We start from the raw sequence: 25,621 nt of genomic DNA, 5'->3' as shown, positions 1-25,621 counted from the left end.
CGGGACGGGCCGGGACCGGGGCGCGGCCGGGCTCAGGCGGGGCCCAGCAGCTCCACCAGCCCGTCCGCCAGTTCGGTGCGCCAGCACAGGTAGTCGTGGCCGCCGTTGAACTCCCGGTGTACCGCGTCGTGGTACCCGGCGGCGGCCAGGGTGTCCCGCAGTCGCCGGGCGGCCGGAAGGGCCACCCACTCCTGTTCCCCGAAGGAGAGCCGGAAGCGGACGGGCAGCCGGGGTTCCGCAGCGATCCGGCCGGTCAGCCACTCCGGCGACGGCCCGTCGGGCCACCAGAACGACCCCGACTGGGCGAGCACGTTGCCGAACCTGTGCGGTGCCCGGACGGCGGCGTACGCCGCGGTGAGACCGCCGAGGCTCTGCCCGGCCACGACGGTGCGTGCCGGATCGGCGGTGACGGGCAACAGGCCGGCGGCGAAGGGCAGCAGTTCGTCGGCGAGGAAGGAGACGAACTCGGGGCGGCAGGTCAGCTCGGACCAGCGGGTGGCGGCGTCGACCGCGTCGGGCAGCACGGCGGCGAGCGGCGGGAGGCGGCCGTCCGCGACGAGGTTGTCCAGCAGGTGCGCCAGTCCCAGCCGGGGCTGCCAGTGCTCGCCGTCGAGCAGGACCAGCACGGGGAGTTCGGCCGGCGGCGCGGGGGACGCGACGGCGGCCGGGGTGTAGAGCCACACGCGCCGGCTGGTCGCCAGGTGCCTGCTGGGCACCTGGTGCTCGGTCACCGTGCCGCGGGCGACGCCGGGGCGGGGCCGCCAGTCGGCGGCGCGGGGTGCGGCGGGCAGTTCGGCGAAGGACACGGGGTCGCCACCCCAGCGGCCGGGCAGGGTGCGGTCGTTGTACGGGTCGGTGCGGCGGCGGGTGCGCAGCCAGGACCAGTACTCCGGGCTGCCGGGCGCGGGACCGTCCCCTTCGTCGACGAACACGTCGTAGGTGCCCCGCCAGTCGTGGCGCAGCCGGACCGTCCAGTGCCAGATGTCGGTGCCCGCCGCCCGGCGCATGAGGTTGCCCTCGGGGGCGCGCGGATCCGTGAGCTTGTTGGGCACCACCTGCACGGCGCGGGTGGCCGGGGCGCCGCGCCACAGAAAGGTGACGGCCCGGTGCACGGGGCTGCCGTGCGGGTCGGAGGCGACGAGCGGGGTGCCCCGGCGTCGTACGTCGGACCAGAACTCCTCCACGGCGGCGGGTCCGGCCGCGGGACCGGGCAGCCCGACACCGGGTGCGCCGAGTGTGGGCACCGCCTCGGGACGGGGCAGCCGGGGCGGGTGGCGGGGGGCTCCCTCGGGCGGGGCGGTGCTGGTCATGGGGCGCTGGTCATGGGGGCGGGCTCCGAGAGACGCGGGGTGCAACGGAGGGCTACTTTACCCCCGGGGATGAAAGTTAGGTAAGCCTAAGTTAAGTTACCTACGTCGCCTCAACAGGAGGCGCCCGCACCGAGGAGTTGACGCAGCATGAGCACCCTCACCTGCCACATCCGCCGCACCGCAGCCCTCGCCGTAGCCGTCGTCGCCGGCAGCGCGCTGACGCCCACCGCGACCGCCAGCGCGGTCGCCCCGCACCACCACGACCGCGCCTCACAGGTGGCCTCCGCACCGCTGACGGCCGGCCTGTACCAGTCCGCGTACTCCGAGCGGAACCACGTCCTGTGGGCCACCTCGGCCGTGGGCCGCCCACCCGTGACGACCTCGGCGCTCCTCAAGGTCGACCCGCGCAACCTGAAGGTGAAGGACAGCTACCGGCCGCCGACCACCGACACCGGCACCGGCGCCGTGGAGGCGGTCTACGGCGTCGCCGTGGACGACGAGCACAACACGGTCTGGACGACCAACACCCGCGACAACTCGGTCGCGGTCTACAGCCAGCGCGACGGCAGACACCTGACGACGCTCAAGGGTGTCGAGCACGCCCGGGAGGTCGTCGTGGACGAGCGCCACGACACGGCCTGGGCCAGTGGCTTCGGGGACGGCACCCTCGTCGCCTTCGACACCCGCACCCACAAGGAGAAGAAGCGGGTCACCGTCGACGGCTCCTCCCCCACCGGGCTGGCGGTCAACGAGCGCACCGGCACGGTCTACGCGGCCGACCTCGACGGCGACCGCCTCATCGCGCTCTCCCCGCACGCCAAGGAACCGACGTTCGTGCCCACCGGGGACGGCCCCGTCTCCGTCGCCCTGTCCCGCAACGGGCGCACCGCCTACACCGCGGACCAGGAGGCCGGCACCGTCTCGGTGGTGGACCTGCGCAAGGGCGAGGTGACCAGGTCCGTACCGACCGGGGAAGGCGCGCTCTCGGTCGCCACCGACCCGCGCTCCGGCCGGGTGCTGGCCGCCAACCGCACCGCGGGCAACGTGACCGTTCTCGACCCGCGCCGGGGCACCGTGCAGGAGACCCTGGCCACCGGGGCGAACCCGAACCACGTCGCCTTCTCCCGCTCCGCCGCCTACGTCCTCGACAAGTCGGGCGCGGGCCCCGCGGGCGAGGACCAGGTGCACCGCATCCGCGTCGCCCGCTGACGGGGCGACCGCTCGGCCCGGACGCCTGACCGGCCGGCTGCTCCGGCCCGGGGCCCTCGCCCGGGCCGGGCAGCCGCTCGGCCCGGGCGCCCCTCCGCGACCGGCGGGACACGCCCGACAGGAGGCGGCGGCGCTGCTCCTCGTCCGTGACCGGCTCCAGCCGCGACGAGGGCCGGGGCCGTCGCCTCAGGGCTCGACGCGTACGAGGGGGGCCGGCAGCGTGCCGGGGTCGCCGGTGCGGGCGAAGGAGAGCCAGCAGGCGCGGACGGCCCGGCCGAACGCCTCGACCTCCTCCCGTACGAGGTCGCCGAGCATCGGTGCACCCCGCCACGCGGCCCAGGTACCCAGCAGCAGCGGCAGTTCGACGCAGTGGGTGGCCCCCAGGGGCGAGCCGGGCGGGCGCCAGTCGAGGCGGTAGCCGTGCACGTGGGACGCGCCGGCCTCCCGTACCCGGGCACCGAAGGCGTGCAGCGGCACCTGGTACATCAGCCGGGTCCGCTCAGCGACGGTGCCCGTCTCGCCGGGGAGGGCCGGGAAGGCGGACATGTCCTCGGCGTTCCAGCCGTACATGACGTCCAGGCGGGAGGCGTCGACGGCGATCCCGAGGTCTCGGGCGGGGACGGGGCCGGCTCCCGTCACCGGGGTGAAGGGCGGTTCGAGCGCGCTGCCGGAGCGGCGCCGGTGGAACTCGGCGGTGCGGCGCTGGGCCTCCAGCAGGGCGGCGGGCGATGCGGTACCCGGATCGGTGTCGAGGGCGTCCGCGAAGACGCGGCCGAGCGCGCGGGCCTCCTCGAAGGGGCGTACCGCCACGGGGAGGGGCGCGCTCTGCAGCACGGCGCGGCGGAAGAGCCCGCGGGCGTCGGCCATCGCCATCAGCAGCCGGATCGAGAGGGCGCCCGCCGACTGGCCGAACACGGTGACGTCGTCGGGGTCGCCGCCCCAGGCGGCGATGTTGTCGCGGACCCAGCGCAGGGCTTCGAGTTGGTCGAAGAGGCCGAGGTTGCCGTCGCTGACACCGTCGAGCACGAGATAACCCAAAGCTCCCAGGCGGTAGTTGACGCCTACGACGACCACGTCGCCCTGTGCGGCGAGCGCGCCGCCGTCGTACCAGTCCATGAGTCCCGCGCCGCTGCTGAATCCACCGCCGTGGAGCCAGACCAGGACGGGGCGGGCCCCGTCGTCCCGGGCGGGGGTGGTGACGGTCAGGTGCAGGCAGTCCTCGTCCTGGGGGCGGCGGTCGCGAGGAGGGCCCATCACCGCGTCGAGCCGGGAGGGCGGTTGGGGGCAGATCCGGCCGCTCGACGGGCGGGTCCCGCCGGGCGGAGCCGGGCGGGGCCGCGCGAAGCGCTCCGCCGTGGCGTAGCGGATCGGCCCCGACCTGGTCAGGGAGGCGTCGTCCATGCTCATGGCCCCACCCTGCCGCCGACGGCCGGCGCCCGCACATGCCGGATGCGGCGTGAGCCATGCCAGGGCGGTCATGGCCGACTGCCCCGTTCTCCCCCTGCGGCATGCCCGGCCGGTGATCCGGCACGCCGAGGGGAGACATAACCATTCCGCTATGGAGTCGAGCGGGATTCGCATTTGTTCGTCATGGCTGAGCGTTCCAGGGTGAGACGCATGACGGCAGACACCATGACGGCAGACGCAGAGCGGTGGATCCGCAACTTCGTCGACGGACGCTTCGTCGAGCCTGACGACCCCGACGGGCGCCGCGGCTTCGGGAACGTCGACCCGGCCACCGGGCGGGTCCACGCCCGGGTCCACGAGGCCGGCAGCGGGCTGGTGGACCGGGCCGTGACGGCGGCCCGGCGCTCCCTGGGCTCCTGGTCCCGGACGCCGGTGCGCGAGCGCACCGGCGTACTGCGACGCGCCGCCGACCTGATCGAGGAGCGCTTCGAGGAGTTCGTCGCCGCGGAGGTCGCCGACACCGGCAAGCCCGTCGCCCAGGCCCGCGAGTTGGACGTGGCACGAGTTGTCGCCAACTTCCGCTCCTTCGCCGACGTGGTGGCCGCCGCCGGGCAGGAATCGTTCGTCACCGATCTGCCGGGCGGGCACCAGGCACTCAACTACGCGGTCCGCAAACCGCTCGGCGTGGTCGCCGTGATCGTGCCGTGGAACCTGCCGCTGCTCCTGCTGACCTGGAAGGTCGCCGCCGCACTGGCCTGCGGCAACACCGTCGTCGTCAAGCCCGGCGACCAGACCCCGGGCACGGCGGCCCTGCTGGCCCAGGTGCTGGCCGACGCGGGGCTGCCCGCCGGCGCCTACAACGTCGTGCACGGCTTCGGTGGCGGTTCGGCCGGACAGCACCTCACCGAGCACCCGGGCGTCGACGGGGTCACCTTCACCGGCTCGACGGCCACCGGATCGCAGGTGATGCGGACGGTGGCCCCGCGGGTGCGGCCGGTCTCCTTCGAACTCGGCGGCAAGAACGCGGCACTTGTCTTCGACGACGCCGACCTGGACGAGACGCTGGAAGGGCTCACCCGGTCGGTGTTCGCCGACATCGCGGCCGGGCTGGAGGGCGTCCACGAGCAGCAGGTGACGGAACTTCAGCCGGCCGTCGAGCAGGCGGGGGATCTCCACGCGCCGACCCTAGCCCAGGGGTTTCCGGCGGCCCGGCGGGAGGGGGATCGGAGGTTTCACCGACCGGCGGGGCGGGGCGGCGGGGCTGCTTCTGGAGGTCGGACAGACAATGAACCCGGCTCTTCACGTGCTCACGACAGTTACTCCACCGTGTCAGGCACAGTCCGCGGACAGCTCCCCTGCCCCGTCCCCCACCGCACGGAAGGACCCACGTCGACCGCGACAGGACGGGGATGGGAGCCCACACGGACTACGGCATCGTCACCGTCCTGTGGGCCGACCGGGTCCCCGGGCTCCAGATCCTCACCCCCGAGGGCACGTGGCACGACGTCCTGCCGGCCGAGGGAGCGTTGCTGGTCAACCTGGGCGACGCACTGGCCCGCTGGACCAACGAGCGCTGGCGCTCCACACTGCACCGGGTGCTGCCGCCGACCGACCGGGAGGGCCGGCTCGTGAACCGCAGGTCCGCCGCCTACTTCCACGACGGCAACCCCGACGCGGTCATCACCCCGCTGCCCACCTGTGTGCCCGTCGGCACCGGCCCGCTCCATCCGCCGGTCACCATCGGCGAGCACACCGCGGCCAAGCTGGCCGGCTCCCGAGCCCTGCGCCCGCACGCCGACGCCGGACGCGGGAGCGCGCGGCTTCTGGCCGCCGACACGGAGAGGGCAGCCCGGACTGAGGCCCCCGTTCCCACAGTCGGCGCAGCCCCCTCCTCAGCGCCGTCACCCCGCCACCAGCCCCGCGCCCCCGCCTTTGACCGCTTCCCCGCCCCACCCGCCGCGCGGCCGGACCCCGGCACGGACCCCGGCACGGGCGCCGGCCACGCCGCCGGGCGGCACCACTGTGTGCGCCTGCGCGCTGGACCTGCTCTTCCACCACCCCGGCCGGCGGACGCGCGGCACCGGGCGGTCCGCTGCCTCCGGCGCGCAGGTCATCCGCCCGGACCCGGCGCCGACGACGCCCCGTGCCGCGCTCGAGGGCGGCGAACGGAGCAGGTGAAAGGGGCCGGGTACCGGCGGGACGAGTGAAGCAGCCCTCCGCGGGAACTGCAATGCAGCCCTGAGCACGCAGGGGAACGGAGGGTAGGGGCATGGCCGACAACAAGCCGCCGGGCGGCATGGGTGAAGAAGTCGAAGAGGGCACGGTCACCACGGACGTGCCCGCGCGGCTCGACCGCCTTCCCTGGTCGCGCTGGCACTGGATGATCGTCATCGGGCTCGGCACCGTCTGGATCCTGGACGGGCTGGAGGTGACGGTCGTCGGCAACGTCGCCGGGCGGCTTTCGGAGGCGGACAGCGGGCTGGACATCAGTGCGGGTCAGGTCACCGGGCTGGCGGCCGCGTTGTACGTGGCGGGAGCCTGTGCCGGGGCGCTGTTCTTCGGCTGGCTGACCGACCGGCGAGGACGCAAGAAACTCTTCATGATCACGCTGGCGGTCTATCTGGGCGCCACCGCCATGACCGCGCTCTCGTTCGAGAGCTGGTGGTTCTTCCTCTTCCGCTTCCTGACCGGGTTCGGCATCGGCGGCGAGTACGCGGCCATCAACTCGGCCATCGACGAGCTCATCCCCTCCAAGTACCGGGGCCAGGTCGACGTCATCATCAACGGCAGCTTCTGGCTCGGTGCGGCCGGCGGCGCGCTGCTGTCCATCGTGATGCTGGACGAGAACATCTTCGCCGCCGACATCGGCTGGCGGCTCACCTTCGCACTGGGCGTCGCCCTCGGGCTGGTCATCCTGCTGGTGCGGCGACACGTCCCCGAGAGCCCTCGATGGCTGTTCATCCACGGCCACGGAAAGGCCGCGGAGGAACTGGTACGCGACGCGGAGGAGCGGACGATCGCCCACCGGGGCAAGGAACTCCCGCCGCCCGCCGGGCAGATCACGATCCATCAGCGCAAGGCGGTGGGCTTCGGCCTGATCGCCCACAGCATCTTCACCCGCTACCCCAAACGAGCCGTACTGGGCCTGGCCCTCTTCCTCGGGCAGGCCTTCCTCTACAACGCCATCACCTTCGGATTCGGCGCCATCCTCATCACCTTCTTCGACGTCTCCTCCGGCACGACCGGGTACTACTACGCCGTCATCGCCGCCGGCAACTTCTGCGGCCCGCTGCTGCTGGGCCGGCTGTTCGACACCCTGGGACGGCGGGTGATGATCTCGGGCACGTACATCCTCTCGGGCGTCCTGCTGTTCGGCACCGCCGCGCTCTTCGGCGGCGGCCACCTGAGCGCGGCCACTCTCACCGCCTGCTGGTGCGCGGTGCTCTTCTTCGCCTCGGCCGGTGCGAGCTCCGCGTACCTGACTGTCAGTGAGGTCTTCCCGATGGAGACCCGCGCTCTGGCCATCGCGTTCTTCTACGCGGTGGGCACCGCGGCGGGAGGCATCAGCGGCCCGCTCATCTTCGCCAAGCTCACCGAGAGCGGCGTGGTGGGCGACACGGTGGTCGCCTTCCAGCTCGGCGCGGGCCTCATGACGCTGTCCGGTCTGATCGCCGTGGCCCTCGCGGTACCGGCCGAGCGGCGCGGGCTGGAGGACATCGCCGCGCCGCTCACCCAGCGGAAGACCGGGCAGGGCAAGGGGTTGTGACGGCGACTCAGCGCACCAGCGGCGCGGCACAGGTGACGAACGCCTCGATGCTGCGCCTGGCCTCCAGGTCGGCGGCGTCGTGCTGTTCCTGGGTCCGGGCCTCCGAGACGGCCTGGGTCCGCCGATAGGCCCGCTCGGCCGCGTCGGTGACGTGGCTCTGCGCGGTGACGAGCCTGACCTGGTAGAGCGCCTGCCGCGCGGCCGTCCGCAACACGTGGGCCTGACCGCGTGCCGTCCAAAACGCGTCGCCGTGCGGGTCCTGGGCCATGCGGTACCAGCGGTCCGACTGGCCCCGTCGGTAGTCCTCGACCGCCGAGGCGAACCCGCTGTAGACGTCGACGCGCTGCCGGCGCAGCGTCTCGGCGCGGCTGAACTCCTCGGCGCGCCGGGACGCCAGCCGCTGGAACGTATGGGTGACGACGGAGCCCAGCAGTGTCCCCACCACGGCGATCACACTCGCCCACAGAGCTTCCACGGAGGCAGTCGATCACATGACCGGGTGCCGGTTCACCGCCGATGCGCGAACGCGTGGAACATGTGCTCCAGCATCCGCGGCGCGGACGTCAGTGTGCGGCCCACGCGGTGTGCGGACTCCCCGACGGGCCGCTCCTCGTAGGTCCAGCCGAGGGAGACCAGTTGGTCGCGTACCCCGCGCCGGGTGCCGTCGGGCAGCAGGGCCGGCAGGTCGATGCCCAGGGCCGCGCTGCTGTCCTGCAGCAGGGCGTCCTCGGCGAGTTCCGCGACCTCGGAGACGTGTTCGACCGCGAGTCGGCTCCCGGCGGCCGAGAGCCGGTCGATCTCCTTGAACAGCCGCTCCTCCGCCTCCGGCGGCAGGTACGGCAGCAGGCCCTCGGCCAGCCAGGCGGTGGGCCGGGACGGGTCGAAGCCGGCACCGTCCAGCGCGGCGGGCCAGTCGTCGCGCAGGTCCACCGGCACGGGGGTGTGGTCACAGCCCGCGGTCGCCCCCCGCTCGGCCAGGACGCCCAGCTTGAAGTCGAGCACCAACGGCTGGTCCAGTTCGAAACAGCGGGTACCCGCGGGCCACTCCAGCCGGAACGCGCGGGTGTCGAGACCGGAGGCGAGGATGACGACCTGACGTATGCCCTCGCGTGCGGCGGAGGTCAGGTACTCGTCGAACACCCGGGACCGGACGCCCAGGTACTCGGCCATCAGCGTCCACAGTGCGGCCGGGCCCGGCTGGTCGGCCAGCTCCGCGGGGGTGCTGGGCAAGGGAAGGGGGGAGGGGGCCGCCGCGAGGAACGCGGACGCGTACGGATCGGTGATCAGCGCGTCGGAGCGGTTCGACTCGATCGCTCTGCCGACCGCGACCGCCAGGGCCGTCACGCCGACTCCGGAGACGATGTCCCACTGCTGATCCGTGCTCACGAAGGTTCCCTCCATCGGACAACCAGGCGGATCGGCCGCCTGCGCAGGGTGCGCGGCGCGCCGTGGCCCGGACGCTACAAGATGGTCGCTACAGGCAACCAGGGCGTGACAGCCGGTCAAGATCCTTCCCGGCCAACACCTTCCGGAGCCGGCACACGGTGCGCCCTCGCACCGATCCGCAGCACCCACCGGCGCCGAACACCCCGGAGGACGAGGGCGAAGCACCACCCCGTCACGGCGGACGAAGAACGACGAGCGAGGGACGGGCCAGGGACGATGAGCGGGCTCGACCGGACGGGGCTGGGCGCCGATCTCGCGGCCACGGCGGCCGCCGCCCTCGCCGTACTGCTGGCCGCCTTCGCGGTGGCCGTCACCGGCGGGCGGCACCGCGTGGTGGACGTCGTGTGGGGGCTCGCCTTCGCCGTCGTCGCCGTCGTCGCCACCGTGCTGTCCGCGGGGGCGGGCAACGGCGCCCGCCGCCTGCTGCTCAGTACGGCAACCGTCGTGTGGGGGCTCCGGCTCGCCGCGCACCTCGCCCGTCGCGGCCGTGGCGAGGACCCGCGCTACGAGAAGCTGCTGGCCATCCCGGCCTGTACGCGCTGCGCACGGTGTACCTGCTCCAGGCGGTTGCGGTGTGGCTCATTTCGCTCCCCGTACAGACCGGCCAGTACGTCACGGCACCGCCCGGCGTGGTGACCGCCCTCGGCCTCGCCGTGTGGGGCGCCGGATGCGCCTTCGAGGGGGTCGGCATGCTGGAGCAGGCGCCCGTCCCCGTGCTGGAGGCGGCCGCCGCCACGGCTGACGGTCCGGCCGCCCGCGCGGCGGAGCCCTGGGGCAGGACAGCGGACGGGCCCGCCGCCTCCACGGCTGAATCCCGGGACGGGGCAGCAGACGGGCCCGGAACCGCACGGCGGGCCGTGCCGGGGCCGCACGGCGAGCGGTGCCGAGGAGCGGGCGGGGGACGGCGCCGGGAACGGTGCCGCTGCCGGGGCACGGAGCAGCAGGTGAGGTGGGCCGCGCGGGACGCCAGGCGCACGGGCCGGTCCGGGTGTCCACGCCTCGGGCGCCGGTTGACCTGTCTCCTACCCGCCGGTTAGCGTGCTGAGCGCTCCCGGCCCGGAACAGACGCGCGCAGATGCGGTCGCCCGAGCCGTGACCGTAGGCGTTAACGTCATCCAACGCGTCCCTTCAGCCTGCTCGAACGGCCGGGGTGGCGCGACCGAGCGCGGCGCCGACACGGGATGTCCCGGCCGAGAACGGAGATCGGCCGGTGACCACCGACACACCGCCCCACGAGGACCGGTCCGGGTCCCCTCGCGACCGGTCCGACCAGCCCGATCCTCCCCCGCCCCGCGCGGAACCGGACGGCAGAACGGGTCTGCGGCGGCTGCGGCGCTTCGCGATGGACACGGCACCGCTGCGCATCGCCCCCTTCCGGCGGCTGTGGTCCTCGACCGTGGTCACCGCGGTCGGCAGTCAACTGACGGCCGTCGCCGTGCCGCTCCAGATCTACGACGACACCGGTTCCTCGGCGCTGGTCGGCCTCGCGGGCGCCGCCGCGTTGGTACCGCTGGTCGTCTTCGCGCTGTGGGGCGGAGCGGTCGCCGACCTGATGGACCGGCGCAAGCTCCTGCTGTTCAGCAACGCCGGCATCGCGGTCACCTCCCTGCTGTTCTGGCTCCAGGCGGCCACCGGGATGCGGTCGGTCGCCGTACTGCTGGTGCTGCTCGCCCTCCAGCAGGCACTGTTCGGCGTCAACCAGCCGACGCGCACCGCTTCGGTGGCCCGTCTGGTGCCGGCCGCACAGCTTCCCTCCGCCACCGCGCTCACCTCGACCGTGGCGCAGTTCGGGCAGATCGCCGGTCCACTGCTGGCCGGTGCGCTGGTGCCGGTACTCGGGCTCCCGGTGCTGTACCTGGCCGACGCGGTGGCACTCACGGTGGCGCTGTGGGCCGTGTGGCGGCTGCCGTCGTTGCCTCCGCTGAAGGGCACCGCCCGGCGCGCCGGACTGGCCGACATCATGGAGGGCTTCCGCTACATGGTGCGCAGGCGCCTGCTGCTGGTCTCGTTCCTCGCGGACGTCATCGCCATGGTGCTGGGCATGCCCCGCGCGCTGTTCCCGCAGATGGCACAGCTCGACTTCGGTGGCCCGGCGGGCGGGGGTACCGCGCTGGGAGTGCTGTACGCGGCTCTCCCGGTGGGCGCCCTGCTGTGCGGACTGCTCTCGGGGCTCTACTCACGGGTGCACCGGCACGGGGTGATGGTGGTGCTCGCGGTCGCCGTGTGGGGGCTCTCGATCGCCGGTTTCGGGATGTCCGGGCCGCTGTGGCTGGCTGCGGTGCTGCTGGGGGTGGCGGGCGCGGCCGACATGGTGTCCATGGTCTTCCGCGGCGCCATCCTGCAGTCGGCGGCCACCGACGAGATGCGGGGCCGGATGCAGGGGGTCTTCACCGTGGTGGTGGCGGGCGGCCCGCGCCTCGCCGACCTGCTGCACGGTACGGTCGGCGCGGCTGCCGGGACCCGGCACACGGTTGCCGGCGGCGGCCTGCTGGTGGTGGTCGCGATGCTGGCGCTCGCCTTCGCGGTCCCCGCCTTCTGGCGCTACACACCGCAGACATGATCCGTCCCCACGTACGCACCGGAGCCGTACCACCCGGCCATGCACCCGGGCCGCGGCGCGCCTGCCCTCACGACCAGGGCAGCACGAGGGCGCCCCAGGCCACCACCGGACCGACGCCGACGATGGCGCAGGTGTAGCCGATGACCTGGCGGTAGAAGCGCTGCCGGTCGACACCGCGGGCGTTGCTCAGCACGAGCGCACCGTTGGTGGAGAACGGCGAGACGTCCACGATGGTGGTGGAGACCGCGAGTGCGGCGATCAGCCCGGCGGCGCTCAGATGGCTGGAGAGCAGCAGCGGGAGGGCGATGGGGATGATCGCGGTCAGGATGGCCGTCGAGGAGGCGAAGGCGGAGGTGACGGCGACCGTGAAGCACAGCAGGAGGGCGACGAGGACGGGCGCCCCGATGGTGGCCGCGTGCTTCGAGACGGTCTCGATGATGCCGGCCTTCTCCAGCATGGCGACGTAGGTCATCATCCCCGACACCAGCAGCAGAGTGTGCCAGCTGATGCCGTCGACGGCCTTCTCCTGCTGCTTCATGTCCAGCAGTGCCAGCACGGCCCCGGCCCCCAGCGCGATGACGCCGATCTCCCACTGGAAGCCGAGGGCGCCGACCACCAGGGCGACCAGAGCCAGGAGGGTCAGGCCCTGGCGCCAGGTGATCCGGCCCGCCGGTTCCTCCGCCGACTGCTCCTCCGGCGCCTCGGCGGTGTCGTGGCTGCCGCGCCGGCGCAGCAGTGCGTAGGTGAGGGCGGAGAGGGCGAGGTTGATGGCGAAGCTGGCGGCGAACAGCGTCATCGGTGCGACCGAGACGTCGGTGCCGTCGGTGAGTCCCAGCACGAGGGCCCCGGACACCGCGATCGGGGAGAACGCCCCCGCGTGGGCACCGCTGATGACGAGCATGCCGCACATCAGCGGGTTGAGTCCGTACCGGAAGGCGAAGTTCATGGCGATCGGCGCGAGGATGGCGACCGCGGCAGGAGTGAAGGTGCCGAACGCCGTCAGGACCGCGGCCACCAGGAAGAGCACCCAGGGGATGAGGGCCACCTTGCCGCGGACCAGCCGGACGCCGGCGGCGACCATCAGATCGACGGTGCCGTTCCGGCGGGCGATGGCGAACAGGTAGGTGACGCCGACGATCGTCACGAACAGGTCGACGGGGAAGCCCTCGAAGATCTCCTCCTGGGAGAGGCCGAGGGAGGCGGTGCCGACGACGAAGGTGCCGACGAAGGCGAGGATGCCCAGGTTGATCGGCAGGACGGTGCCGATGAGGAACATGGCGAGCAGGGCGCCTATGGAAACCGCTTCAGCAGACATCTTTGTCCTCGGGAGGCTGGGGGCGGGGCGAGGGGGCGGGGAGGGAGGCTTGGGCGCTCAGGCCACGGCCTGGTGGGGATCGCGGACGACGAGGGAGGCGTCGCACAGGATGCGGGCGGCCCGCTGCACGGTGACGCGGCCGGGCCCGTCGGCGTCGAGGCCGGCGCACTGGACGGGCACGACACCGGCCGGGGTACCGATGCGCAGGAGACCACCGCGGCTGCCGTCGCCGTGCGTGCCGTCGTGGCGCGCGCCGGGCGGGGCCGCAGCCTCGGCGACGACCGAACCGTCGAGGAGGGCGGCGGTGGCGACGGCGACGGCGGAGGTGAGGCCGATCGCCGGGTGGGGGGCGTTCATGGAGAGCATGCGCACGCTGACGTCGTAGTCCTCGGCCGCGATGTGCTCGCCGAGCGTGCTGGTGTACGGCACGGGCCGGGCGACCAGGCCGACCTTGGGCACCGCGTCGCCGGGCTGCTGCCCGGGCTCCAGCAGTCCCATCCGGCGGGCCGCGGCGTGGCGTACCGACCGCAGCCACGGCACGTCGGCCCGCACCCGGTCCAGCGTGGCGGCCGGCGGGCGGTCCGCGCTCGCCGCGTCGACGAGGACCACGGGCGCCCCCGCGTCGACCATGCTGACGCGCGGCTGCGGCGAGGCCGCCGCAGCCGTGTGCAGGTCCTCGGCGGCGGCGCCGGTGGGCAGCAGCTTTCCGGTGGTGCGGCCCGCGGGGTCGAGGAACGTCAGCCCCACGGCCACGCCCCCGGACCGGGTGCCGGGCACGGTCTGGACACCGAACTCCTGCACACGGCCGCCCCGGGTGTCGACGTCGGCCTCCAGGACGGCACCGGTGTTGGTGTTGCGCAGCACCACGCGGGTGCGGTCGCCGGTGAGGGGGACGAGCCCCTTGGCCACGGCGTACAGGGCGACGGCGGTCGCGCAGTTGCCGCAGTTGCTGCCCCACTCGACGGTGCCGGTGCCGATTCCCACCTGCGCGAAGAGGTAGTCGACATCGACGCCGGGCCGCGCGGACACGCCGACCACCGCGGCCTTGGACGTGGTCGGGGTGGCACCGCCGACACCGTCGAGCTGAACGGGATCGGTCGCGCCGTACGCATCGACCAGGAGCCGCTCCAGGGCGTCCGGATCGGAGGGTACGTGCACCTGGCTGAACAGCCAGCATTTGCTGGTGCCGCCGCGCAGGAGGGTGGCAGGGACGTGCATGTCGGCAGAGTTCTCCCCGGTCTCGCAGAGGGTGCTGAGGGGTGACGCGGACGACTCTGACACCGACGAGACTTGAGCACAATGACTGTCTTCTTCAGGCAACTTCAGTACAGCTAAACTCTCGCGGCATGATGAACGTGCGTCGCCTGCTCCTGCTGACCGAGGCGGCCGAACGCGGCTCGCTGACCGCCGCCGCCCAGGCCCTGGAGATGACCACCTCCGCCGCCTCCCAACACCTCTCCCAACTCGAACGGGAGGCGGGCCAGCCCCTGCTGGAGCGGCTGCCCCGCGGCGTACGGCCCACCCCGGCCGGCGCGGCACTGGCCGCCCGCGGACAGGCCGTACGCCGCGAACTGCGCGCGGCACAGGGCGACCTGGACGCCTTCGCCCACCTGGACCGCGGCACCCTGCGGCTGGGCTCCTTCCCCACCGTCAGCGCCTCGCTGCTGCCGCTGGCCCTCACCCGCTTCCGGCGCCGCCACCCGGACGTCCACACGGTCGTACGGGCAGGCGTGCTGGACCAGTTGTGCGAGATGCTGCACACCGGGGAGGTCGAGCTGGCCCTGCTGTGGGAGTACCAGTGGAAGCAGATCGAGCAGAGCGCCTTCGAGCTCACCCACCTGCTGGACGACCCGACCGTCCTGGTCGTCCCCGCCGACTCCGCGCTGCCCGACGACACACAGGTGCGGCTCTCCGCGCTGACCGAGCAGGAATGGATCATCCGCGCCGACAACCACCCCGTCGCCGACGTGCTGCGGCGGAGCTGCCGCCGGGCCGGCTTCGAGCCGCGCATCGCCTACGAGTCGCACGACTACCAGGAGGCGCAGGCCATGGTCGCCGCCGGGCTGGGCATCGCCATCGCGCCCCGCCTCGCCCTGACCAACCACCGCAGCGACGTGCGGCTGGTCCGCTTCGGTACCGACACCCCGGCCCCGGTGCGCCGCATCCTGCTGGGGCGCTCCCGCACCCGGGCCACCACGCCCGCGGCCCGCGTGATGACCGGGATCCTGCAGGAGGCAGCGGCGGGCTTCACCGGCACGGACACCGAGCACCGTCCGCGTCGGTCACCGGCCTCGTAGACCGTGACCGGCACCCCGCACCGCACCAGGCGTGCCTCCACCAGCGGCTGGACGCGCTCCCCCCTCCCACCACGGCGCACCCCCCTGACGACGGCCGTGGGTGCTCAGACGCCCGCGGGACGGGTTCCGGTCGCGGGAAGCAGGCGGAGTTTCTCGTCGCTCTCGCTGCCCGGCGTGGCCGTGTACACGAGCAGGGCCTGGGTCTGGTCGAGGTCGTGGAGTACCTGACACTGCAGCTCCAGCGTCCCGAATTCGGGATGGCGGAACCGCTTCGGCTCCAGGCGCGGCACACTGACCTCGTGGGCGCTCCACCAGTGGGCGAAGTCGTCGCTGACGGCCAGCAGCCGCTCGACGAGGACCTCCGCGGCGCCGCCCCTGCCCTGCCGGGAGAAGGCCGCGCGCAGCTCGGCGGCGAAGAACCTGCTGTGCGCGGGGTGGTCCTCCTCCGGGTAGCGCAGGCGGGCGGCCGGATCCGTGAACCAGCGGTACAGCAGGCTGCGGTCGGCCCCGGTGAAGCGCATCTCGTCCCCGATCAGGGCCGCTGCCATCGGCGTCTGCCACAGCGTCTCGGCCAGCTCGGTCAGCACCTGCGCGGGGGTGTCGCCGAGCCGGTCGAGGATCCGCATCAGACCGGGGGTGATGTGCTCGGACCCGGCCCGGGGCGGTGCGTTGTGCCCCGCGATGCGGAAGAGGTGGTCGCGTTCGGGCAGGGTCAGGCGGAGGCCGCGGGCCATCGCGGTGAGCATCGAGGGAGACGGCTGCGGTCCGCGCCGCTGTTCGAGCCGGCTGTAGTAGTCGGTCGACATCCCGCTCAGGGCCGCGGCCTCCTCCCTGCGCAGCCCCCGGGTGCGGCGCCGCGGCCCACGGGGCAGTCCCACGTCCTCGGGCTGGAGGGCCTCCCGCCTCACCCGCAGGAAGTCGGCGAGCTGTGCTCGGTCCACGGTTCGTCCTCCCTCACAGCAGCATTCCGCCCGACGCCTCGACGCGCTGCCCGGTCATCCAGGCGGTGCCCTCGGCGAGCAGGGCCGCGGCGGCCGCGCCGATGTCCTCCGGTTCCCCGACCCGTCCCATCGCCGTGACCGAGCCGAGCCCGGCCCGGGTCTCCGCGCTGTCGCGCACGCCCCCGCCGCCGAAGTCGGTGGCGGTCGCGCCCGGCGCGAGGGCGTTGACAGCGATACCGCGCGGCCCCAGCTCCTTGGCGAGATAGCGGGTGAGCACCTCCACGGCGCCCTTGGCGGCAGCGTACGCGGACGTCTCGGCGGCGACGAAGCGGGTCAGTCCGGTGGAGACGTTCAGGATGCGGCCCCCGTCGACGAGCAGCGGCAGCAGGGTCTGGGTGAGGAAGAAGACGCCCTTGAGGTGGACGTTCATCAGCCCGTCGAACTCCTCCTCGGTGGTGTCGGCGAACGCCTTGTGCACACCGTGCCCGGCGTTGTTGACCAGGATGTCGAAGTCCTCACGGTCCCAGTGCCGCCGCAGCGTGTCGCGCAAGGTGGCGGCGAAGCCGGGGAACGTGGACGGGTCGGCCGTGTCCAGCCGCAGGGCGACCGCCGTCCGGCCGTGTGCGCGCGCCTCCTCGGCGACGGCTTCCGCCTCGTCGCGATGTGAGCGGTAGGTGAGCAGGATGTCGGTGCCCGCCTCGGCGAGGTGCAGGGCCGTGCTGCGGCCCAGCCCGCGGTTGGCGCCGGTGATCAGTGCGATGCGCGTCATGGTGATGCTCCTGTGGTGGTGGTTCCTCCTTGTCAACGGTGTCGCGGCCGACGGCCGGGTGGAAGGCAGCGGTTGTCCAGGGACCGCGGATCCCCCTTTCGGGGCAGGCAGATGGAGGCGGTCCCGGCCGCCTCCCGCCTCCGCGGCCCGGAGGCCCCCTCACCGGCCGGCCGCCTCCTCGGCGGCCGGGAGCGTGGCCTCGATGCGGAAGCCGCCGTCGCCTGTGGGGCCGGAGGCGATGGTGCCGCCGGCCAGCCGCACCCGCTCCGCCAGGCCGATGAGGCCGTGTCCCCCGCTGGGCAGGAGGGGCTCGCCGCCGCCGGGGGCACCGTCCGCGGGCCGGGCGGGCGGGCCGTTGACGATCCGTACCCGCACCGTGTCCCGGGTGAAGGCCAGGCGGATGTCGGTGGCGGCGCCCGGAGCGTGCTTGTGCACGTTGGTCAGCGCCTCCTGCACGACCCGGTGCGCGGCACGCTCGACCGGCTCGGGCAAGGGCTGCGGCGCCCCCTCGACGTGCAGGGCGACAGGGAGCCCCGCGGTCCGGGAGCCGTCGGCCAGCTCGGTGATCCGGTCGACTGCGGCGTCCGGGGCGCGCCGCCTGCCGACCGCCGGGGCCCGGTCGTCCGCCGCGGCTCCGGCCGCATCCCCGACGGCTTCCATGGGCTCCGGTTCGGGTGCCTCGTCGGCCCGGTCGGCCGGGCCGTTGCGCAGCAGGCCCAGCATTTCGCGCAGCTCGGTGAGCGCACGGCGACCGGCCGTCTGGATGATGTGGGCGGTCTCGGCCGTCACCGCGGGGTCGTGGGTGACGGCACTGAGCGCGTTGGCGTGCACGACGATGAGGCTCACCTGGTGGGAGACGACGTCGTGCATCTCTCCGGCGATGCGCTGTCGCTCCTGGGCCCGCGCGGCCTCGGCGACGAGCCGCTGCTCCCGCTCGGCGCGCTCGGCCCGCTCGACGAGCCCGGCGAGCACGGCCCGCCGCTCGCCCATGTAGAGGCCGAGCAGCAGGGGGAGCAGCCCGAGGAGGACGTAGTTGACCGTGACCCAGTTCACGAGCAGGTACGGGTGCGTCCACACATGGGTGCCCCAGGGCGCGGTGGCCACCAGCCCGAGGCCGGCCGCTGCCCAGGCCGTCCGCCGGCTGTGCGGGCCGCGGTAGGCGCCCTCGGCGTAGTAGGCGAACGGCAGCGTCAGGAACGACACCTGGCAGACCTTGGCCAGCACTCCTGCCGCGAGCACCAGCTCGGGTGCCCGGCGCCGCACCAGCAGGGGCAGGGTGCTGACGACGCCGAGCAGCGCGTTCGCCCAGGGAGCGCCCGGCCCGAGGTAGGGGTTGTTGTAGGTGTTCCAGACGGAGAACAGCACGGCGATCGCCGTGAGCGCCACGTCGGCGGTGCGCGGTGCGATGCGGGGGGAGCGCGGCGCGGGCCGTACGGGGACGCTGTGCGCCCTGCGCGGATCGGTCTCGGGCAGGACCGCGCAGCGGAGGACGGAGTGACGGAGGGGACGAATGCGGCTGGTGGTACTCACCCGGTGAGGATAGGAGGCCGCTCCTCCGGTTCGCCGTCTGGTCCCCTCGCTCCCCACCGCCGCCGGGCCCGCCCCGGCACGTGCCGGCTCCGCGGTCGTCCAGGGCGCCGCATCACCTTGTCACCGGCGCGCTTCCCCGGCCTCGTCCGCCAGCACCTCCCACGAAAGCCCACCCGTCTCGGAGCACCCCGGTATCGGCCACGCGACCGCCACACCCGGGGGCGCCACGTCCGTCGGCGTTCCCCGGACTGCGCGGCAGCACGCCGCACTCAGCTCGCCGGGTCGGCAGCATCCCGGCGCTCAGCTCGTCGGGTTGTGGGCAAGGACCGCTTCCACCAGGCCCGGCTCCGCCTCGGGGAAATCCATCGGCACGATGCCCAGGCCCGTCTTCCCCGCCAGCTCGGCGCTGCCCAGCAGCTCGCGGACCTGGGGGTTGAGGCGGTCGGCGTTGGAGGCGGGCGGCAGACCGGCCGCCGTGCTGACGAAGTTGACGTAGAACGGCCCCGGCAGGGTGGCGGCCCGGTGGAACTGATCGGCGATCTCGGGGTACTTCGCGAACGGCTCCGACTGGTAGGCGTCCTGGACGTCGAAGAGGGCGGGGTCGGCCCACCGCACGCCCGGCAGACCTCCGTTGTCGGCGAGGAGCACGACCCTGCCGCGGGCCTCGCCCAGGGTGGGCAGGGTGTCCGCGATCCGGAAGAGGGAGCGCCACCCCTTCTCGTCCAGGTAGACGTCGAAGATGCCGCGGAACTCCTCGTCGTCGACGGTCGAGTACTCCTGCTTCACCCGCATCAGGACGGTCTCGCCCGGGTGCGCGGCGAGGAAGTCGCGGCAGGCGATGAGGACGTCGCCGAACATCAGCTCCTGGTAGAAGGCGCCGTGGTGGATGGCGAACACGCCGTCGACGGCACGGCAGCGCACGTCCAGGAAACGGATCCCCGCTGCGAGCTGGTCGGCGACTGCCGTGTCCTGGCACTCCACCCAGGGGCCGCCGTGGCGGGCACCGGAGTCGTGGGTGCCGGGAACGGTGAGGGTGCGCAGCGGGGTCGTCGGCGGGAGCGGGCTCATCCACTCCTGTGGCGCCACACGCGTCCCGGCGCCTCCGCGCGGGGCGCTCACGGCCGTCCCGGTGCCGGCCCCGTAGGCCGACAGTCCGGCGGCGGACAGCACCGCCGCGCTCCTCAGAAACCCGCGCCGGTCCATCGGCCGACTCCCCTCCCGATCGCGGCCCGCACACCCGGGGCCGTCCGCACGTGACGATATGCGCTCTTGAAAGAGCGTCGTGGCGGGCGAGTTGAGTGTGGCGGGACTGTTACGGGCACCGCGTTCGCGGCAGCCCACATTCCCGGGCACGCCCCAGCCGTTGCCCCTGCTACCACCGGTAACTTCCGGGCAATAGCGGGCTTGCCGTTTCGGCCGGTACCGATCGAGCACGCGTACTGCTGTTCCACGCCAACTGGGCGTACCACGCGACCATTTGGAGGATTTCATGATCTCCGTGCCCAGACTCGGCACGCACCACGCGCTCGCTCTGGCGGCCTCCGTCCTGCTGGCGGGTGCGGTCACCGCCCCCACCGCGCAGGCGGCGCCGGGCGGATCCGCGGCGTCCGGCGACGGCGGACAGGCGCGACACTGCACCCTCGACATGGGTACCGGCGCCGAACACTGCTACGCCACCTTCACCGAGGCGATCGACCACGCCAGCAGCGGACGCATCGACGACGCACCTGCCTCGGCCCGCACGGCTGTCCGCGACAGCGGGTTCCGGGCGGAGACGAAGCAGCTCGCCACGGAGAACGGCGCACGGGCCGACGGCGTCATCCAGGGAACCTTCTTCGACGATCCGAACTTCGGGGGCGATTCCCTGACCGTCTCGGGCGAGGGCCTGTGCGAGAAGGACGGCTGGGTCGACTACCAGTACGACGTCGAGGAGGGCTGGAAGAACCGGATCTCCTCCGTGCAGCCCTGGGGTGACTGCTGGATCTGGCTCTACCCCGAGCCCGGCCTGGGCGGCGACCGCGACGGCCCGTTCAAGGAGAACACCAGCGACATCGGCGGTCTCATGAACGACCGCACCCAGTCCATCGGCTTCAGCTGACCCCTCCCCCTGACGGCCGGCGCGGACCGGCGCCGCCGACCGACCCCTCCCTTCCCCCCACCCTCCACACGCTGCGAGGAGACCCCCCATGAAGCAACGCCTCAGGCTCGCCGTCCTGTTCGCCGCCCTCATGACCGCGGGCAGCGCCGCGCTCGCCCCCACCATGGCCCAGGCCGATGACGACCCGCCCACCTCACGGGAACTGCTCGACAAGTGCGACGACGGCACCGACGTCTGCGAGTTCCACCCGGACGGCCCGCCCAGCGACTCGATGGGCGAGGCGCACCAGGTCGGTGACAGCGCCTTCAACTGTACCGAGGACCTGCAGCGCTCCACCGTCGGCTGGTCCGACACCACCGGCGAGTCCAACAGCCTGGGGGTGTCGCTGAGCGCCGAGTACGGCTTCTCCGAGGTGTTCAAGGTCACCATCGAGACCAACTACCAGCACACCTGGGAGAGCTCGCACACCGAGTCGGCCCAGACCAACATCGACGTCAAGCCCGGCGAGGTCGGCTGGGTGACGCGTGAGGCCCAGATGCAGACCGTCAAGGGCCAGTACGAGCTGCACTTCCCCGACAAGTTCCACGGCCACTACATCTGGTACGTGCCGTTCGAGGCCACCGGCCCCAAGCCGGACGCCCCCAGCACCAAGACCCAGCACACCCGCCCCATGACGGAGGAGGAGAAGTCCCAGCACTGCGGCTGACGGCCCCGCGGGCAGCTTCGGCTGACGGCTGCGGCTGACGGGGCCACGCCGCCGGGGCCCTCGGCCGAGGGCCCCGGCGGCCGGTCGAACCGTCGCCGACAAGCTGGGGCCGGTCCCGCGCCGTACGATCGTCGGGACCGACGGCGGCGGGGGTGCGGAAGGCGGAGGGCGACCATGAGCGCGCGCGAGCACAGCACACCGAGCGCCGGAACCCTCGCCTACCGCTCCCCCGCCGGACGGCGGCTGCTGACCGCCACCGTGCTCGGCTCTGCCATGGGCTTCCTGGACGCGACCGTCGTCAACGTCGCGCTCCCGGCCATCGGCCGGGACGTACACGCCGACGTCCCGACACTCCAGTGGGTGCTGGACAGCTACCTGCTCACCCTGGCCGCGCTGATCCTGCTCGGCGGCTCCCTCGCCGACCGCTACGGGCGCAGACGGATCTTCCTGCTGGGCGTCGTGTGCTTCGTGGTGCCCTCCGTGCTGTGCGCCGTGGCCCCCGGCGCCGCGATCCTCGTCCTCGCCCGGGCGTTGCAGGGCGTCGGCGCCGCACTGCTCACCCCGGGAAGCCTGGCCCTCATCCAGGCGAGTTACCGCCCGGCTGACCGTGCCCGGGCCATCGGCACCTGGTCCGCGCTGACCGGGGTGGCCTCCGCGCTCGGCCCGATCGTCGGCGGCTGGCTCATCGACGCCTTCTCCTGGCGGTGGATCTTCCTCATCAACGTGCCCATCGGGCTGCTCGTCCTCGCCGTCACGGCCCGGCACGTGCCCGAGAGCCGCGCCCCCGTCACCGGGGGACGCCTGGACGTGACGGGCGCCGCCCTGGTGACCGCCGGGCTGGCCGGGGTGACCTACGCCCTGATCGAGGGCCCCCGCGGCCAGTCACCCGGTTGGGTGACGGCCACCGCGCTGTTCGCCGGCCTCGCCGCACTCGCCGGTTTCGTCCGCACGGAGCGGCGTGCGGACAGTCCGATGCTGCCGCCCGGCGTCTTCGGTGCGGGGCAGTTCCTCAGCGCCAACGCGGTCACCTTCGTGGTGTACGCGGCGCTGGGCGGAGTCTTCTTCCTGCTCGTCGTCTTCCTCCAGACCTCCCTGGGCTACAGCCCGCTGTACGCCGGAGCCGCCTCGCTCCCGGTGACGCTGCTGATGCTGGCGCTCTCCTCGCGGGCCGGCGCGCTCGCCCAGCGGGTGGGGCCGCGGATCCCGCTGACCGCGGGCCCGATGCTGCTGGCGGCCGGCATGCTGCTGATGCTCCGGATCGGCGTGGACGACGGCGACGGCCCCGCCGGTTACGCCGGTTCCGTACTGCCCGCAGTCCTCGTCTTCGGCCTCGGGCTGGCCACCACGGTGGCACCGGTGACCGCCACGGCGCTGGCGGCCGCCCCCGCGGAGCACTCCGGGATCGCCTCCGGTGTCAACAACGCCGTCTCCCGCCTCGCCCAGTTGGCGGCGGTCGCCGCCCTCCCCGTCGCCGCCGGCATCGGCGGCCGGGACTTCCAGGACCCCCGCGCCCTCACCGAGGGCTTCCACAGGGCGATGCTCATCACGGCGGGCCTCGCGGTGGCCGGCGGGCTGCTCGCCCTGGTGACCGTCCGCAGCGACGTCCTGGAGACCGCGCACGCCCCCGAGCGGGCCACCGCTCGGGAGCCCGGCGTCACCGAGGCGGAGCAGTGCCCGTTCGAGTGTCCGGTGGCGGGCACGCCACTGCGGCCAGGGCCCGAACCACCGGCCCCGCCCGAGGGGCCGGCGCCCGGCGCGCGCACCGGGCGGTGACGGATCCGACGTGTCGCGGCGGGACGCGGCCGGGGCCGCGCGCGTACGTTCGTGAGCACGGCACCGTCGCCCGTGGCCACGGCGCCGTCCGCGGCAGGTGTGCACTGTCCTTGGCAGCTACGAGGTCGATGGGGTCCGCGTGCGGAGTTCTGCGTACGTCACCGTGCCGGCGAGCGTGCTCCTGACGCTGGCCGGACTCCTCGCGCTGTTGCCGCCCCCCGCGGTGGGACACAGCGGCCACGAGCCGTCCGAACCCGAGTTGCCCGGAGTGAGCCGCGGGCTCGACCGGCCGTACGAGGGGTTCGCCCCCGCCGGTACGGTGCTGCACCGAGCGAAGCCCGCACAGGCCGGACTCGACCCCGACCCCCTCGACGCGTTCGCACGCCAGTTGGGCGAGTGGACCGATCCTGCGCGCGGCGCCTCCTACCTCTTCCCCGGAGCCACCGCGCTGCTGGCCCACGACGGCACCGTCGTGACCCGCCTCGCCCGCGGTGACGCGCTGCGGTACGGCCCCGACGGGCGCGAACTGCCGCCCTCGGAACGCGTACCGGCCCGCACCGGCACCGTCTACGACCTGGCGTCGCTCTCCAAACTGTTCACGTCACTGGCCGCGGTCCGTCAGATCGACGCCGGTCGTCTGCGACTGGACGCACCCGTGGCCCGCTACCTCCCGGCATTCGCCGCCGCCGGGAAGGGCGGCATCACCGTACGGCACCTGCTCACCCACACCTCCGGCCTGCCCTCGGATCCCCGGCCGCCCCTGTGGGAGGTGCCCGGCGGCGTGCCCGCCCGCACCCGGGCGATCCTGCGCACCAGGCCGCTGAACCCGCCCGGCACCCACTACCGCTACTCCGACCTCAACATGCTGAGCATGCAACTGGTGCTGGAGAAGGTCACCGGCAAGCGGCTCGACACGCTCGTACGCGAGGGCATCACCGCGCCGCTGGGCATGGCCCACACCGCCTACGACCCGCCCCGCTCCTGGTGGCCACGCATCGCCGCCACCGCCAACCAGCACCAGCCCGACCGCGGCGGCCCGCTGCGCGGTGCGGTGCACGACGCCAACGCCTGGGCCATGGGCGGCGTGGCCGGGCACGCGGGCGTCTTCTCCACCGTGAACGACCTGGCCGTCCTCGCCCAGACGCTGCTCAACGGCGGCACCTACCGCGGCCACCGGATCCTGAGCCGGCACGCGGTCGCGCTGCTCGCACACAACTACAACCGGGACTTCCCCGGGGACGACCACGGGCTCGGCTTCGAACTCGACCAGGCCTGGTACATGGGCGGCCTCACCTCGCCCCGGACGCTCGGACACACCGGGTTCACCGGCACCTCACTCGTCATCGACCCCGCCTCCCGGTCCTTCGCGATCCTGCTGACCAACCGCGTGCACCCGGACGACCAAACGCCGTCCACCAACCCCGCACGCGTCGCCGCAGCCACGGCACTGGCCCGCGCCGTCCCCGTTCGCCCACCGGACGGCGGACCCTCCTGGTTCGCCGCACCCCGGCCCACGCCGGGCACCACCCTGACGGCCCCGGCCGTGCGGGGGCACGGCCCCCTCAGCGTCGACTACCGCGCCTTCGTCGACACCGACGCCGGTGGCCCGCTCGTCCTGGAACGCAGCACCGACGGGGGCGACACCTGGCGAACCGTTCCCGACACGGCCCTGAGCGGCCACACCAACCGCACCTGGCACCACGTGCGGGTCTCCCTCCCACCCGCAGCGCGCCCCTCCGGCGTACGGCTGCGCTGGCGCCTCACCGCCGCCGGCCCCTGGGAGGGCCGCGGTGCCGACGTGGCGGACGTACGCATCACCGACCCGACACGCGTCCTGTTCGACAGCGGCTGCGCCCCCACCCGCCTGACCCCCCACCACTGGCACCCCCTCCCCACCTTCTGGCCCCTGACCCACTCCCCCACCGATCCCGGCTGCCCGGCCACCGCCCTGGAATGAGTTCCGCCATGACGTGCCGTCACACGTCATCCCGAAGAGCGACCGGGCTCCGTTCGCGGTCGCGTCTTCGTCGTGCCGGCAGGACCGAAGTCTCCAGCTGACGGATGTATACAGCCGGCGGTGACGGGTGGGTACCGAGTCGCTGGGCACGCCTGGCACGACACTGGACGCCCCTGCTCCAGCCGGGAGTCGGGGCGGTCCGCGCGCGGGTGGACCGCCCCGACTCCCGTCAGAGGCGCTGGTTGTGGGTCTGGTGGTGGATGGCGCGGGCCTGCTGTCCGGCGGCCAGGCCGCGGAGCCGCTCCTCGGGGGTGAGGGTGCCGTCGGAGCCCCCGGCGCCGCGGCGCCGGGCGGCGAACAGCACCGCGCCGACGAGAAGCGCACCGAGGACCGCGGCGAGTACGGCGGCCATGCGTGTTCCCCCCATCCTCGTGCGCGTCCGGAACGCACGGTGGTTTCGCGGGCCGTTCACCCTGGTTGTGCGAGGTCGCACGGGGAACCACGCGGGACCGGAGCCGGGGCCGCCGCGCATTCCGG

21 protein-coding genes and 1 pseudogene are annotated in these 25,621 nt (G+C 73.5%); 11 read left to right on the top strand and 11 right to left on the bottom strand.

Features of this window, described 5'->3' with window-relative positions:
- Positions 1-32: 32 nt before the first annotated feature.
- Positions 33-1,310, bottom strand: coding sequence for an enterochelin esterase (fes, locus tag H297_RS0133185; protein ID WP_027740544.1), 1,278 nt, complete (start codon positions 1,308-1,310; stop codon positions 33-35).
- A gap of 147 nt (positions 1,311-1,457) precedes the next feature.
- Here fes and H297_RS0133180 point away from each other — a divergent pair, with 147 nt between their 5' ends.
- Entirely contained in the window at positions 1,458-2,519 is a 1,062-nt protein-coding gene (locus H297_RS0133180) for a YncE family protein (RefSeq protein WP_027740543.1), read from the top strand.
- A 186-nt stretch (positions 2,520-2,705) separates the two neighbouring features.
- Here H297_RS0133180 and H297_RS0133175 read toward each other — a convergent pair whose 3' ends face one another.
- Positions 2,706-3,926: a carboxylesterase family protein gene (locus H297_RS0133175; RefSeq protein ID WP_486589779.1), complete on the bottom strand. Its 1,221-nt coding sequence runs from the start codon at positions 3,924-3,926 to the stop codon at positions 2,706-2,708.
- Between the two features lie 225 nt (positions 3,927-4,151).
- On the opposite strand from H297_RS0133175, the pseudogene H297_RS39970 reads away from it, so the two are divergent.
- The 3 genes and pseudogenes from H297_RS39970 to H297_RS0133160 form a co-directional block, all read left to right on the top strand.
- A pseudogene (locus tag H297_RS39970) lies at positions 4,152-5,021 on the top strand (aldehyde dehydrogenase family protein); the annotation flags it as partial.
- A gap of 314 nt (positions 5,022-5,335) precedes the next feature.
- Complete coding sequence (locus H297_RS40680) at positions 5,336-6,133, top strand: 2OG-Fe(II) oxygenase family protein (protein WP_078515025.1); 798 nt, start codon at positions 5,336-5,338, stop codon at positions 6,131-6,133.
- A gap of 62 nt (positions 6,134-6,195) precedes the next feature.
- Entirely contained in the window at positions 6,196-7,692 is a 1,497-nt protein-coding gene (locus H297_RS0133160; protein WP_027740540.1) for an MFS transporter, read from the top strand.
- Positions 7,693-7,699: 7 nt separating this feature from the next.
- On the opposite strand, the gene H297_RS0133155 is transcribed toward H297_RS0133160, so the two are convergent.
- Together H297_RS0133155 and H297_RS0133150 are read right to left on the bottom strand one after the other, a co-directional pair.
- Positions 7,700-8,167, bottom strand: coding sequence for a hypothetical protein (locus H297_RS0133155; RefSeq protein WP_037795927.1), 468 nt, complete (start codon positions 8,165-8,167; stop codon positions 7,700-7,702).
- A 32-nt stretch (positions 8,168-8,199) separates the two neighbouring features.
- On the bottom strand, positions 8,200-9,078 hold the full coding sequence (locus tag H297_RS0133150) for an SAM-dependent methyltransferase (protein ID WP_027740538.1): 879 nt from the start codon (positions 9,076-9,078) through the stop codon (positions 8,200-8,202).
- Between the two features lie 276 nt (positions 9,079-9,354).
- On the opposite strand from H297_RS0133150, the gene H297_RS44790 reads away from it, so the two are divergent.
- Positions 9,355-9,774 carry a DUF1295 domain-containing protein gene (locus H297_RS44790; RefSeq protein ID WP_051352398.1) on the top strand — a complete coding sequence of 140 codons (420 nt, stop codon included), beginning with the start codon at positions 9,355-9,357 and terminating at the stop codon, positions 9,772-9,774.
- Positions 9,775-10,348: 574 nt separating this feature from the next.
- On the top strand, positions 10,349-11,698 hold the full coding sequence (locus H297_RS39955; RefSeq protein ID WP_037795926.1) for an MFS transporter: 1,350 nt from the start codon (positions 10,349-10,351) through the stop codon (positions 11,696-11,698).
- Positions 11,699-11,765: 67 nt separating this feature from the next.
- Here H297_RS39955 and H297_RS0133135 read toward each other — a convergent pair whose 3' ends face one another.
- Together H297_RS0133135 and H297_RS0133130 are read right to left on the bottom strand one after the other, a co-directional pair.
- Entirely contained in the window at positions 11,766-13,013 is a 1,248-nt protein-coding gene (locus tag H297_RS0133135) for an SLC13 family permease (RefSeq protein WP_027740537.1), read from the bottom strand.
- A 57-nt stretch (positions 13,014-13,070) separates the two neighbouring features.
- Positions 13,071-14,231: a PrpF domain-containing protein gene (locus H297_RS0133130; protein WP_027740536.1), complete on the bottom strand. Its 1,161-nt coding sequence runs from the start codon at positions 14,229-14,231 to the stop codon at positions 13,071-13,073.
- A 128-nt stretch (positions 14,232-14,359) separates the two neighbouring features.
- Here H297_RS0133130 and H297_RS0133125 point away from each other — a divergent pair, with 128 nt between their 5' ends.
- Entirely contained in the window at positions 14,360-15,310 is a 951-nt protein-coding gene (locus tag H297_RS0133125; protein ID WP_027740535.1) for a LysR family transcriptional regulator, read from the top strand.
- 104 nt (positions 15,311-15,414) lie between these two features.
- Here the strand turns inward: H297_RS0133125 and H297_RS0133120 are convergent, their stop codons facing one another.
- From H297_RS0133120 to H297_RS0133105, 4 genes are all read right to left on the bottom strand, one after another.
- Positions 15,415-16,251, bottom strand: coding sequence for an MmyB family transcriptional regulator (locus H297_RS0133120; RefSeq protein WP_027740534.1), 837 nt, complete (start codon positions 16,249-16,251; stop codon positions 15,415-15,417).
- 13 nt (positions 16,252-16,264) lie between these two features.
- Entirely contained in the window at positions 16,265-17,020 is a 756-nt protein-coding gene (locus H297_RS0133115; RefSeq protein ID WP_027740533.1) for an SDR family oxidoreductase, read from the bottom strand.
- 159 nt (positions 17,021-17,179) lie between these two features.
- Positions 17,180-18,550, bottom strand: coding sequence for a histidine kinase (locus tag H297_RS0133110; protein WP_027740532.1), 1,371 nt, complete (start codon positions 18,548-18,550; stop codon positions 17,180-17,182).
- Positions 18,551-18,850: 300 nt separating this feature from the next.
- Entirely contained in the window at positions 18,851-19,753 is a 903-nt protein-coding gene (locus H297_RS0133105; RefSeq protein WP_027740531.1) for a phosphatidylinositol-specific phospholipase C, read from the bottom strand.
- Between the two features lie 286 nt (positions 19,754-20,039).
- Here H297_RS0133105 and H297_RS0133100 point away from each other — a divergent pair, with 286 nt between their 5' ends.
- The 4 genes from H297_RS0133100 (at position 20,040) to H297_RS39945 (ending at position 25,084) form a co-directional block, all read left to right on the top strand.
- Entirely contained in the window at positions 20,040-20,648 is a 609-nt protein-coding gene (locus H297_RS0133100) for a beta/gamma crystallin family protein (RefSeq protein WP_037795925.1), read from the top strand.
- Between the two features lie 88 nt (positions 20,649-20,736).
- Positions 20,737-21,354, top strand: coding sequence for a hypothetical protein (locus H297_RS0133095; RefSeq protein WP_027740529.1), 618 nt, complete (start codon positions 20,737-20,739; stop codon positions 21,352-21,354).
- A 174-nt stretch (positions 21,355-21,528) separates the two neighbouring features.
- Positions 21,529-23,127 (top strand): MFS transporter, encoded by a 1,599-nt coding sequence (locus H297_RS39950; RefSeq protein ID WP_051352397.1) that lies wholly within the window; start codon positions 21,529-21,531, stop codon positions 23,125-23,127.
- Between the two features lie 139 nt (positions 23,128-23,266).
- Positions 23,267-25,084: a serine hydrolase gene (locus H297_RS39945; RefSeq protein WP_078515023.1), complete on the top strand. Its 1,818-nt coding sequence runs from the start codon at positions 23,267-23,269 to the stop codon at positions 25,082-25,084.
- Between the two features lie 229 nt (positions 25,085-25,313).
- On the opposite strand, the gene H297_RS0133080 is transcribed toward H297_RS39945, so the two are convergent.
- Positions 25,314-25,496 (bottom strand): hypothetical protein, encoded by a 183-nt coding sequence (locus H297_RS0133080; RefSeq protein WP_027740528.1) that lies wholly within the window; start codon positions 25,494-25,496, stop codon positions 25,314-25,316.
- Positions 25,497-25,621 lie beyond the last annotated feature (125 nt).

The organism is Streptomyces sp. CNT360, assembly GCF_000424785.1.
The sequence above is the reverse complement of the archived record's forward strand: the minus strand, read 5'-3'. Positions and strand labels throughout refer to the sequence as shown.

Coding starts and splice junctions, on each gene's coding strand:
- fes (WP_027740544.1), bottom strand. CDS start 1,310: ATGACCAGCACCGCCCCGCCCGAGGGAGCCCCCCGCCACCCGCCCCGG.
- H297_RS0133180 (WP_027740543.1), top strand. CDS start 1,458: ATGAGCACCCTCACCTGCCACATCCGCCGCACCGCAGCCCTCGCCGTA.
- H297_RS0133175 (WP_486589779.1), bottom strand. CDS start 3,926: ATGAGCATGGACGACGCCTCCCTGACCAGGTCGGGGCCGATCCGCTAC.
- H297_RS40680 (WP_078515025.1), top strand. CDS start 5,336: ATGGGAGCCCACACGGACTACGGCATCGTCACCGTCCTGTGGGCCGAC.
- H297_RS0133160 (WP_027740540.1), top strand. CDS start 6,196: ATGGCCGACAACAAGCCGCCGGGCGGCATGGGTGAAGAAGTCGAAGAG.
- H297_RS44790 (WP_051352398.1), top strand. CDS start 9,355: ATGAGCGGGCTCGACCGGACGGGGCTGGGCGCCGATCTCGCGGCCACG.
- H297_RS0133135 (WP_027740537.1), bottom strand. CDS start 13,013: ATGTCTGCTGAAGCGGTTTCCATAGGCGCCCTGCTCGCCATGTTCCTC.
- H297_RS0133130 (WP_027740536.1), bottom strand. CDS start 14,231: ATGCACGTCCCTGCCACCCTCCTGCGCGGCGGCACCAGCAAATGCTGG.
- H297_RS0133125 (WP_027740535.1), top strand. CDS start 14,360: ATGATGAACGTGCGTCGCCTGCTCCTGCTGACCGAGGCGGCCGAACGC.
- H297_RS0133115 (WP_027740533.1), bottom strand. CDS start 17,020: ATGACGCGCATCGCACTGATCACCGGCGCCAACCGCGGGCTGGGCCGC.
- H297_RS0133105 (WP_027740531.1), bottom strand. CDS start 19,753: ATGGACCGGCGCGGGTTTCTGAGGAGCGCGGCGGTGCTGTCCGCCGCC.
- H297_RS0133100 (WP_037795925.1), top strand. CDS start 20,040: ATGATCTCCGTGCCCAGACTCGGCACGCACCACGCGCTCGCTCTGGCG.
- H297_RS0133095 (WP_027740529.1), top strand. CDS start 20,737: ATGAAGCAACGCCTCAGGCTCGCCGTCCTGTTCGCCGCCCTCATGACC.
- H297_RS39950 (WP_051352397.1), top strand. CDS start 21,529: ATGAGCGCGCGCGAGCACAGCACACCGAGCGCCGGAACCCTCGCCTAC.
- H297_RS0133080 (WP_027740528.1), bottom strand. CDS start 25,496: ATGGCCGCCGTACTCGCCGCGGTCCTCGGTGCGCTTCTCGTCGGCGCG.